The organism is Nocardia sp. NRRL WC-3656 (genome assembly GCF_000720265.1).
In the GTDB taxonomy this organism is placed as follows: domain Bacteria; phylum Actinomycetota; class Actinomycetes; order Mycobacteriales; family Mycobacteriaceae; genus Nocardia; species Nocardia nova.
Map to the genome: position 1 here is coordinate 1 of NZ_JOJF01000003.1, position 9,215 is coordinate 9,215.

General features: G+C 67.1%; 12 protein-coding genes. 5 read left to right on the forward strand and 7 right to left on the reverse strand.

All coding sequences use genetic code 11. The features are described from left to right. Positions 1-106: 106 nt before the first annotated feature. The 3 genes from IG65_RS0105190 to IG65_RS0105200 are packed head-to-tail and all read left to right on the forward strand — an operon-like array spanning position 107 to position 2,074. Positions 107-307: a hypothetical protein gene (locus tag IG65_RS0105190; protein WP_030513669.1), complete on the forward strand. Its 201-nt coding sequence runs from the start codon at positions 107-109 to the stop codon at positions 305-307. Further along, the gene (locus IG65_RS0105195; protein ID WP_030513670.1) at positions 304-1,263 is read left to right on the forward strand and encodes an AvrD family protein; all 960 of its coding nucleotides are present in this window, start codon (positions 304-306) and stop codon (positions 1,261-1,263) included. The genes IG65_RS0105190 and IG65_RS0105195 overlap by 4 nt, the downstream gene beginning before the upstream one ends. 31 nt (positions 1,264-1,294) lie before the next feature. Next, positions 1,295-2,074 (forward strand): ATP-binding protein, encoded by a 780-nt coding sequence (locus tag IG65_RS0105200; protein WP_030513671.1) that lies wholly within the window; start codon positions 1,295-1,297, stop codon positions 2,072-2,074. Positions 2,075-2,137: 63 nt separating this feature from the next. Here the strand turns inward: IG65_RS0105200 and IG65_RS0105205 are convergent, their stop codons facing one another. The 7 genes from IG65_RS0105205 to mftA form a co-directional block, all read right to left on the reverse strand. Continuing rightward, on the reverse strand, positions 2,138-3,097 hold the full coding sequence (locus IG65_RS0105205; RefSeq protein ID WP_030513672.1) for a DUF5996 family protein: 960 nt from the start codon (positions 3,095-3,097) through the stop codon (positions 2,138-2,140). A 41-nt stretch (positions 3,098-3,138) separates the two neighbouring features. After that, entirely contained in the window at positions 3,139-3,915 is a 777-nt protein-coding gene (locus IG65_RS34405; RefSeq protein ID WP_369801467.1) for an NmrA family NAD(P)-binding protein, read from the reverse strand. 248 nt (positions 3,916-4,163) lie between these two features. Then, complete coding sequence (locus IG65_RS37600; RefSeq protein WP_030513673.1) at positions 4,164-4,952, reverse strand: mycofactocin-coupled SDR family oxidoreductase; 789 nt, start codon at positions 4,950-4,952, stop codon at positions 4,164-4,166. Then, positions 4,952-6,124, reverse strand: a complete 1,173-nt coding sequence (mftD, locus tag IG65_RS37605) for a pre-mycofactocin synthase MftD (RefSeq protein ID WP_030513674.1) — start codon at positions 6,122-6,124, stop codon at positions 4,952-4,954. Before mftD ends, IG65_RS37600 begins: the two co-directional genes overlap by 1 nt. A 125-nt stretch (positions 6,125-6,249) precedes the next feature. Beyond that, positions 6,250-7,431: a mycofactocin radical SAM maturase gene (gene mftC, locus IG65_RS0105225; RefSeq protein WP_030513675.1), complete on the reverse strand. Its 1,182-nt coding sequence runs from the start codon at positions 7,429-7,431 to the stop codon at positions 6,250-6,252. Beyond that, on the reverse strand, positions 7,428-7,733 hold the full coding sequence (gene mftB, locus IG65_RS0105230) for a mycofactocin biosynthesis chaperone MftB (protein ID WP_231509059.1): 306 nt from the start codon (positions 7,731-7,733) through the stop codon (positions 7,428-7,430). The genes mftC and mftB overlap by 4 nt, the downstream gene beginning before the upstream one ends. After that, the gene (mftA, locus tag IG65_RS36655; protein ID WP_081879272.1) at positions 7,723-7,833 is read right to left on the reverse strand and encodes a mycofactocin precursor MftA; all 111 of its coding nucleotides are present in this window, start codon (positions 7,831-7,833) and stop codon (positions 7,723-7,725) included. The genes mftB and mftA overlap by 11 nt, the downstream gene beginning before the upstream one ends. A gap of 77 nt (positions 7,834-7,910) precedes the next feature. Between mftA and mftR the strand changes: the two genes are divergently transcribed. Together mftR and IG65_RS0105245 are read left to right on the forward strand one after the other, a co-directional pair. Then, entirely contained in the window at positions 7,911-8,537 is a 627-nt protein-coding gene (gene mftR, locus IG65_RS0105235; RefSeq protein ID WP_231509060.1) for a mycofactocin system transcriptional regulator, read from the forward strand. Positions 8,538-8,762: 225 nt separating this feature from the next. Continuing rightward, on the forward strand, positions 8,763-8,942 hold the full coding sequence (locus IG65_RS0105245; RefSeq protein WP_146098736.1) for a hypothetical protein: 180 nt from the start codon (positions 8,763-8,765) through the stop codon (positions 8,940-8,942). The last annotated feature ends 273 nt before the right edge of the window (positions 8,943-9,215 follow it).

The following is a 9,215-nucleotide window of genomic DNA, read 5'->3' on the forward strand; positions in this document are numbered from 1 at the left end:
CAGTCCTTCGGAGCCTCGAACAAGGCAAAAACCCATCAGCTACACCCCACCGCTCTGGGCATCCAGGGCACCAACCCCAGACACCTACAAACTTAGGGATTCGCTCATGGCCATGGAATTCGGCGCTCGTGCCGAGAAGTCACTGGAAGTGAAGATCTCCGCGCTGGAGCTCAGTCGCGGACTGTCGTTGCGCGGCATCGCGGCCCGGGTGGTCGAGCGGTTCGGCGAAAGCTCCGCGAGCGAACCGGTGGCCATCGTGGCCGCCGGTCCGGCCGACGATCCCGAGGACGAGGCGGATGCGGCATGAGTACCGGACAGATCGCCTATCCCGATATCGATACGGTGCTCGGAGACCGGACCGGCCGATTCTTCGGTGAAGGCTACAAGCGCATCGGCCACGAGATCTTCGACATCACCGTCGAGCCGCGGCCGGCGGGGCCGACACTGACCGCCGTCGCCGGGGTGCGCTACCCGCTGGACTGGTCGCAGAAGAGCACCCGGGTGCTCACCCCGCACCTGAGCAGCATCGACTGTTCGATCTTCGGGTACCGGCTGCTGGCGGTGATCCTGCGCGAGTGCGGTCTGAGCGATGCCGACATCAGCCGGTGCTGGATGCCGTTCGTGCAATTCAGCAGCGGCACGGTCGCCACCGAGAACCTGGACCGGTTCCCGATCGAGGCGGCCGTCACGGGCAGTACGGCGAATACCTTGACCATTTCCGGATCATTCGGCAGCACAATGGAATTGGAGGCCGTCGTCGCGCTGCCCACCCCACCCCGGTTCCCGGCGCCGGGTCCGGCGCGGCCGGTGGCCGAGCCGGTGGGCGGCTACTCGCACGGTCCGGTCTACGGGCGCAGCCAGTACCTGCGCGATATCCGCCTCGACGGCGAGGGGATGAGCGCGAGTGCGGAATTCACTCTCTCGCTGGGGGATTCGGACGCATCCGGCACCGGAGTCGCCGATTTCTACCAGCCCTCGATCACCTTGGTCGACGCCACGGTGATCCTGGCGCAACTGTCGCAGGTCGTGCTGTACGAGCTGGACAATATCGCCCGCAAGGACAGTGAGACGTTGTGGATGCGCCGGATGACCGCGCGGGCGGAGGCGCCCCCGCCGCCGTACACGCCGGGTTCGGCGACCACGCGGATGGCGCGCTCGATGGTTCTGGGATTCGGCGGGGGTAAATGGCGGATCTCGAATTGGGAGTCGGAATTCGCCGGCTGCTCGATCCGCTACGACCTCGCCCACCAGCTACCGGCCTGATCTCGAAAAAACCTCTCTCGAAAGGCTTTCCATGTCCGGAACAAACTATCGGCGCATCGTCGTCTCCGGCACGTACTCCACCGGTAAGACGACCACGTCCACCGCGCTGGCGCTGCTCACCGGCATCCCACGGGTCGACGCCTCCTCGGCGCGCGAGGTGGTGACCGAATTCTTCCCCGGGATGCGCTTCCAGGATCTGAGCACCACCGAACTGATGGCGCTGGGCTTTCGCCGCCTGGAGTTGCGCATCGAGGCCGAGACGTTGCTCGAGGCGCAGGGCAACGGTTTCATCGCCGACGGATCCGTGCTCAACGAATGGGTCTACGGTGCGACCCGCCTGATCACCGGCCCTAATCCGGGGTCCACCCGCTTCCACAAGATCGTCAAGAACACCGTGACCCTGCCGGGCCGCCCGTTCTTCCGGCGCTACCTGGACGCCTACGGCGAGATGGCGCGCCAGCGCGCCCGCAAGGGCTACGACATCTTCTTCCACCTTCCGGTGGAGGTGCCGATGGATCCCGACGGACATCGTCCGGTGGACGAGCGCTACCGTGCGATCTCCGACAGCAAACTGCTGCACACCATCAGCGAGCTGGGGGCGCCCGTGGTGACCGTGCGCGGCACCCCTGAACAGCGGCTAGAGCAGATCGCGAAGGTGCTCGACATTCCGACCGTCATGGATATCGATGTGGCGGTGAAGGAGGCGGTCGAGTTCGTCCGCACCAGCCGGGAACGGGTCCAGGAGATGATCATCTCCCAGGCGCAACCGCACACCCTGGGACGCAGGCTCCGCTTCGCCGTGCGGGTGTAGCGCGTCGGACCCCGCGGCCGGCTCGCATCGGTGCGAGCCGGCCGCGGCGCTGTCAGGCGTCCGTCAGCGCAGCGACCAGGGCGCGGCTGCCTTCTTCTCGGCCCACCGATGCGGATCGCATTCGAGCTCGGCGCGATCCCACCGGCCCAATTCGGCTGCGGCCGCATATGTTTCGCGCAGAAAGGCCGCCACCACGGCGTTCGGATCATCCGCCGTCCGCACGGTTTCATACGGAAGGACGAATTCCCCCAGCGTGGCGTCGTAGCCGGCCCCGGGCACCTGCAGCTGCCGCTCGCGGTAGCCCTCGGGTTCGGGATATGCGTAGGCGTAGAACGCGCCTTCCTCGCCGCCGCCGGGCCAGAATCCGCAACTGCTGAGTTCGTGGGAATAACCCTCCACCATGACCCAATCGGCACAGTGCGGCGCACCGCCGCCGTGTTCCGGCGCGGTTCGTCCCGAAAACCGGGTATAGGCGAGATCCATTGCGCCCCAGAAGAAATGCACCGGGCTGGACTTGCCGACATATCCCGACCGGAATTCACCGAGCGCGCGATTCGCATGCACGAGCTGGCGCCAGAACGCCCGCGCGGACTCCGGATCGTAGGAGGCGTGCCGGGTATCCTCGGCGAACGGAATGGACGGATCGACCTCGTTCGGCCGCCCCTGAATCCGCGTCCGCAACCCGAGCTCGTCGAGCGCCTGCATGGTTTCGGCGTAGAACTGCGCCACGGTTTTCGGTGCGAGCGCCACACTGCGCATATCGCCGGTGTCGGCGCGAATCACCAACCGATCCGCGAGAAAGTCGAATTCGATATCGAACAGCCGATCACCGTAAGGAATCGCCGGCGTCATCAGCCCCCGCGGACTCACGAAAAGCGTGACCTGCCACCAGTGATTCAACAACGGAGCATGCGCGAGCCGAACCTTCCCCACGATCTGCATCCACATATGCAGGGTCTCCCGCGTCTCCGCCCACTCCGCAACCCGCAACGGCGGCCACGCGGTGGAATTCGCCTCCGACATATCGATGGTCCCTTCGTTGTCGATGTCGATGTCGATTCGAGTCACGGATTGCGAGGAGATTCCGCCGCTACCGCGGGAAGGGTCCGTAGCGCCCAGTTACGAAACGACGTCCACTCGACCTCGGGCGTCGCGCGATGCAGAGCCTCGATGTCGACGCGGTAGCCGCCGGCGTCGAGGAATGCCCACATGGCGTGCATATCCGGATTGCCGATGGCGTCGAGCGACGTCTGCCGATGGACGACGGGCCGGCCCAGCGCGTCACCGATGGCGGCGGCCATATCGGCGGGTGTGGGGGCGTCGCCGGCCAGTTCGACGCGCTCGCCGAGATAGCGGTCCGGCTCGCGCAGAACATGAGCGACGAACTGCCCGAGATCTTCTCGCGCAAGCTGCTGTAGCGGGCGATCGGAAGGTATGGGTAGCTCCAGCACACCGTCGAGAAGCTCCCGGCGGCCACCGAGCGCGTTGTCGAAGAAATATGTCGGTGCGACGACGGTCGCCGGCAGACCACTGGCCGTGAGTTCCTGCTCGATCACCGCTTTGCTCTCGAAATGCGGAACCATCGTGTTCTGATCCGCCGACGCCACGGAACTGAACACCAGATGCGGCACCCCCGAATCGCCGGCCGCCCCGATGATCGCCCGCCCCTGCCGGACCTCCGCATCCACACCCGTCTCGAACGGTGTGGTCAGGGCGAACACGCCCGCGACATTCGCCATCGCCGCCGCGAGCGCGGCCCGGTCGTCCAGCGATCCGCTCACGAGTTCCGCGCCGCGCTCACCGAGCCGCTGCGCCCCACGGCTGCGCGGATCGCGCACCATCGCGCGCACCGCCACCCCCCGCGCGACAGCAATGCGTCGGCAACAGCGCCGCCTTGTCCCCCCGTAGCTCCGAGTACCAATACTGGAGGATGTGTCACAGCACTCCAATCCGATCGATTGGTCAGAAGTACCGACAGGCTACGTCAGCGCAATCGAGAGTGACGCGACCTACACCACCGGCGCCGAACGTGGGGTGGACGGTTGGGGGCACCCAGTTGTGACATCCGGCCGCTCGAGCGCTTCGGCAGTCATCCCAGGAATCCGCCGTCGGCGTGCAACACAGTTCCGGTGACGGCGGCGGATTCGGGGGTGCACAGCCATGCGATGGTGGCGGCGACCTCGTCCGGTTCGAGGATGCGGTCGAGGAGTTGGTGGGAGGCGAATTCCTCGACGGCGTCGAGGTGGTAGAGGCGGGCGGTTTCGGTGAGCAGGGCGGTGCGGGTCGAGCCGGGGGAGACGGCGGTGGCGGTGATGCCGGTGCCGCGCAGGTCGTGAGCGAGTCCCTTGATCAGACCGACGACGGCGTGTTTGGCGGCGTTGTAGCCGGAGAGGTGCCACATGCCGTGATGGGCGGCGGCGGAGGCGAGGGCGATGAAGCGGCCGGTGCGAGGTTCGGGGCGCGCGAGCATCGCGGGGATGGTGACCCTCGCGAGGTTGGCGATGCCGTGAACGCCGATCTCGAACATGGGCTCCCAGTCGGAGTGGGTGGTTTCCCACAACGGCCGGCCGCCGGTCATGACGGCTGCGGCGGCGACGGCCGCGTCGAGCCGGCCGAACCTGTCCAGCGCGACTTCGACTGCGCCGCCGAGGCTTTCGACGTCGCGTACATCTGCTTCGACATCGACGACCGTCCCCGCGTGCGCGCCGGCCACCGCCGCGAGCTGGTCGCGGGTGCCGAGCGGGTAGCCGAGAGCGGGATCGTCGCGGCAGATGTCTACGGCCACGACGCGCCAGCCCGCGGCGGCGAGCCGGTGCACGGTGGCGGCGCCGATGCCCCGGGCGGCACCGGTGACGATGGCGACCGGGGTGGGGGCCACTACATGCCCCGGGTGAAGCCGTCGGGGACGATGACGTCGTCGGGGGTGAGGTCGTGGATGGAAGCGTGGCCGAGTCCGTAGAGGGCGGAGTCGATGCCTTGGCGGATGACCTCGAGGACGTTGTGGACGCCGCGGTCGCCGGCGGCGGCCATGCCCCACAGGTAGGGGCGGCCGATCATGACCGCGTCGGCGCCGAGGGCGAGTGCCTTGACGACGTCGCTGCCGCGCCGGATTCCGCCGTCGAGCAGGATTTCGACCTGTCCGCCGACGGCCTGAACGACGCTGGGCAGCATGCGGATCGCGGCGGGGGTGGTGTCGAGGTTGTTGCCGCCGTGGTTGGAGACGGAGATGGCGGTGGCGCCGATGTCGACGGCGCGTTTGGCGTCGTCGGGGCGGCCGATGCCCTTGATGAGGAACGGGCCGTCCCATTGCTGCCGCAACCAGGCCAGGTCGTCCCAGGTGACCGGTGGGGTGCCCATCCATTCGCCGTAGGCGCCGAAGAAGGTCGGGCCGTGTTGCCCGCGCGGGACGAGGTTGGGGGTGGTGAGGTCGGGGAGTTTGCCGGAGCGGGCGAAGCGCAGCAGCCAGCCGGGTTTGGTGACGACCTGGGGTGCGAATCGCGCCGCGGTCTTCAGGTCGATCTTTTCCGGCAGTGGCGGGCTGCCCCAGTCGCGGGCGGTGGCGAACACCCAGTCGAGGGTGACGATGATGCCTTTGGCGCCGGCTTGGCGGGCGCGGTCGAGGCGGGCGACCATGTCGTCTTTGCTTCCGAGCCAATAGATTTGGAAGAAGGTTTTGTCGTTGGCGGCGATGACCTCCTCGATCGGTTTGGAGCCGAACGACGACAGGCCGAGCGCGGTGCCCGACATCGCGGCCCCACGTGCGACGCCGACCTCTCCCGCGGGGTCGACCGCCTGGACGCCGGTAGGGGAGCAGATCACCGGCATCGAAATGTCTTGTCCGAGAACGGTGGTGCTCAGGTCGCGGGTGGCGGGCAGGTCGGCGATGTGGGGGCGCAGGCCGAGTTCGGTGAAGGCGGCGGCGTTGTCGTCGAGGGTGGCGCCGGCTTCGGAGCCGGCGAGCAGGGCCAGGTAGACGGCCTTGGGGACGCGCTTCTTCGCGCGGCGCTGGGCCTCGGCGACCGATTCGAACCAGTCACGGGTGCTTGCCATGAGAATCCTTGTGCTGCAGTCGAAGTCCATACCGCACCGCATCGTGGGTCAATGCCGAGCCGAGAGGTCGACAGTGGCCGGATAGATGGCCGGTCCGGGGACGTCGAGGGTGGTTGATGGTGGTGTCAGGTAAGGCCGGCCAGGGGGCTGGTGTCGCACGCCCGGTCGGGTGCGGTGGTCCTGGCGCGGGTCGGTATGCCGAGAGCGACCGACCGGCGTGCGGGCGCATTACGGGAGTGGTTCTTGTCCGGCTGCGGTTTCGCGCCGACGCCGGCCAGAGCGAGTTCGGCGTTGCCCTTGACGCATTCGGGATCCGGCCCGTCCAAAGGCAGTCCGGTGAAGAATTTGGCGGCCATGCATCCGCCCTGGCAGGCGTCGTAGGCCGAACACGACGTGCACGCGCCGCCGGTCTGTGGTTGCCGCAGCCGCTCGAACAGATCCGATGTGCGCCAGACTTTTTCGAATCCACCGGTGTCGCGGACGTTGCCGGCGAGGAATTCGTCGTGGATGGCGAACGGGCAGGCGTAGACGTCGCCGACCGGGTCGACCAGGCACACCACGCGCCCCGCGCCGCACAGGTTCAGCCCGGCGATCGGGGTGGAGCCCAGGGCGTTGAGGTGGAAGAACGAGTCGCCGGTGAGCACGCCTTCGCCGTGGGCGACGAGCCAGTCGTAGATCTGCAACTGCTGGCCGGTGGTCGGGTGCAGCTCGTTCCATACGTCGGCGCCGCGTCCGGACGGGCGCAGCCGGGTGATGCGCAGCTGGGCGCCGAACCGGTCGGCGATGGCCTTGAACTCGTCGAGCTGGTCCACGTTGTGGCGGGTCATCACGACCGAGATCTTGAAGTTCTCGAACCCGGCGTCGGCCAGGTTGCCCATGGCCCGCATCGCGGTGTCGAAGGATCCGGGACCGCGGACCGCGTCGTTGACCTCGGCGGTGGCGCCGTCGATGGAGATCTGCACGTCGACGTAATCGGTGGCCGCCAGCTGCCGGGCCCGCTCGGGGGTGAGCCGAATCCCGTTGGTGGAGAACTTGACTCCCACATGATGGGCGACCGCGTAGTCGAGCAGTTCCCAGAAGTCGCTGCGGACGGTGGGTTCGCCGCCGCCGATGTTGACGTAGAAGACCTGCATGCGTTCGAGGTCGTCGATGAACGCCTTGCACTCGGCGGTCGACAGCTCGCGCGGGTCGCGGCGGCCCGACGACGACAGGCAGTGCTCACAGGCCAGATTGCAGGCGTAGGTGAGTTCCCACGTCAGGCAGATCGGGGCGTCGAGACCGTGTTTGAAATGTTCGACCAGTTTCATCGGTGATCCTGTTCGTCGGCACCGGCGGGGCGCGGGACTATGGTGCCCGCCTGCAGCAGACCGGCGAGCGCCTTCACATAGCTGGGACGTTCGGTCTCGGCCACCCCCGCGGCCGCCAGTGCGGCGGCCGCGTCGGGCTGCTCGGCCAGTCCCTGCACGACCGCCACCAGCTGCATCGTTTTCAGAAACGACAGCCGCCGCGTGGTGAAGTCGTAGACCAGCGCTCCGAACGGCTCGGGCCGCAGCGAGATCGAGGGCGCGAGCCGATAGGAGCCGGCCGGATCGAAGCCGTCAGTAGACACCGCACATGCCATCGATCGAGACATCCTCGACGAGCAGGTCGTCTTCGACGAGCGCGTCCTCGGCGGGGACTACTGTCTGGCTGGTGATGGGTTCGTTCATGACCGCTCCTTGGGGATGGGATCGGGGTAACGGGTGTGAGGCACAGCATAATGTCACCGAGTGACAAAATGGAAGGGGTGACGGCGGAAAAACCCGTCACGCCTCGCGTCAGGGCGGGGCGCAAGCCCTCTACCAGCGCGGACGAGTTGGAACGGGTCGCATTCGAATTGTTCGAACAGCGCGGGTTCGACGACACCACCGTCGAGGACATCGCGGCCGCCGTCGGTGTCAGTAAGCGGACCTTCTTCCGCTACTTCGAATCGAAGAACGACGTCGTGTGGGGCAATTTCAGCGACCAGCTGCAGGCGATGCGCGATCTGTTCGACCGGTGTCCGCCCGAACAGCCGGTCGCCGACGCGGTCCGCAGTGTGGTGGTGGAGTTCAACCGCTTCGACCCGGCTCAGGTGCCCTGGCACCGCAAGCGCATGGAGTTGATCCTGAAAGTGCCCGCGCTGCAGGCGCATTCGACGCTGCGCTATCAGGAGTGGCGCAACGTGGTCGCCGAGTTCGTGGCGGCCCGGCTGGGTGTCGGCACTCGTAACCTGCTCGCTCAGGTCGCGGGACATTGTGCCCTCGGCGTCGCGATCGCCGGATACGAACATTGGCTCGACCATCCCGATCAGGAACTCACCGATATCCTCGACCGCGCGCTGCGGAGCTGGGGTTCCGGATTCGGCGCCGAGGCGGTGACCGCGGAGGGGTAGGGACTACGTAGGAACGCACTGCGTAGGAAAAGTACGTAGTTCTACGGTGGTCGATCGCCCGAGTGGAAGGAAGGCTGGACCGAAGTCAGGCCGGCACTATCGCTCGGGGACGAAGATGAACGCAGAGAATCGGCAGCGGCGCTGCGGGGGAAGCGCGACCTCGGCCCTCCCGGCGCCGTGCTGAGGCCCGGCAGGGGAGGCGACGCCGCGCACAACGATGTGCACGTGCGTATCTGGCTGGGTGGCACGGCCTTCGATTACCGGACCGCCGCCGCGGCGGTGGACAACATCGTCCGGGACTGGCGGCGCAAACGCTGGTGCACGCTCGAATTCGTTCTCGGCACGATCGACGGACGTCTCCCGGAGACCCGCTTGCCGAACGAGCGGCTATTCCTCGGACCGTAAATCGGAATTACGCGCGTGACACCCAGGTTTTCGCGGCTCGTGGTGTCCTTCGGGGAATCGGTCGTATCGGAAGGTTATGCTCGGAGCTTGCCGGAATTCACGGCGAGTGCCGGACAGCAAAGCCGCTGTTCAGTAGTATCGGCAAGGTGTGGTACGACGGTTTTCCGCACAGCGTGGGCCGTAACAGGTCACTCCGCGCGGTATCGTCGTGCGAAGGAGTGAAACAATGCTCGCCGGGGCACCGGCCCCGGGTCGGACGCAATGCCGACACAA

Excerpts from the sequence above, each read along its gene's own strand:
- IG65_RS0105205 (WP_030513672.1), bottom strand. The coding sequence starts at position 3,097 with ATGTCGGAGGCGAATTCCACCGCGTGGCCGCCGTTGCGGGTTGCGGAG.
- mftD (WP_030513674.1), bottom strand. The coding sequence starts at position 6,124 with ATGGCAAGCACCCGTGACTGGTTCGAATCGGTCGCCGAGGCCCAGCGC.
- mftC (WP_030513675.1), bottom strand. The coding sequence starts at position 7,431 with ATGAAACTGGTCGAACATTTCAAACACGGTCTCGACGCCCCGATCTGC.
- IG65_RS34405 (WP_369801467.1), bottom strand. The coding sequence starts at position 3,915 with ATGGTGCGCGATCCGCGCAGCCGTGGGGCGCAGCGGCTCGGTGAGCGC.
- mftA (WP_081879272.1), bottom strand. The coding sequence starts at position 7,833 with ATGAACGAACCCATCACCAGCCAGACAGTAGTCCCCGCCGAGGACGCG.
- IG65_RS0105190 (WP_030513669.1), top strand. The coding sequence starts at position 107 with ATGGCCATGGAATTCGGCGCTCGTGCCGAGAAGTCACTGGAAGTGAAG.
- IG65_RS0105200 (WP_030513671.1), top strand. The coding sequence starts at position 1,295 with ATGTCCGGAACAAACTATCGGCGCATCGTCGTCTCCGGCACGTACTCC.
- IG65_RS0105195 (WP_030513670.1), top strand. The coding sequence starts at position 304 with ATGAGTACCGGACAGATCGCCTATCCCGATATCGATACGGTGCTCGGA.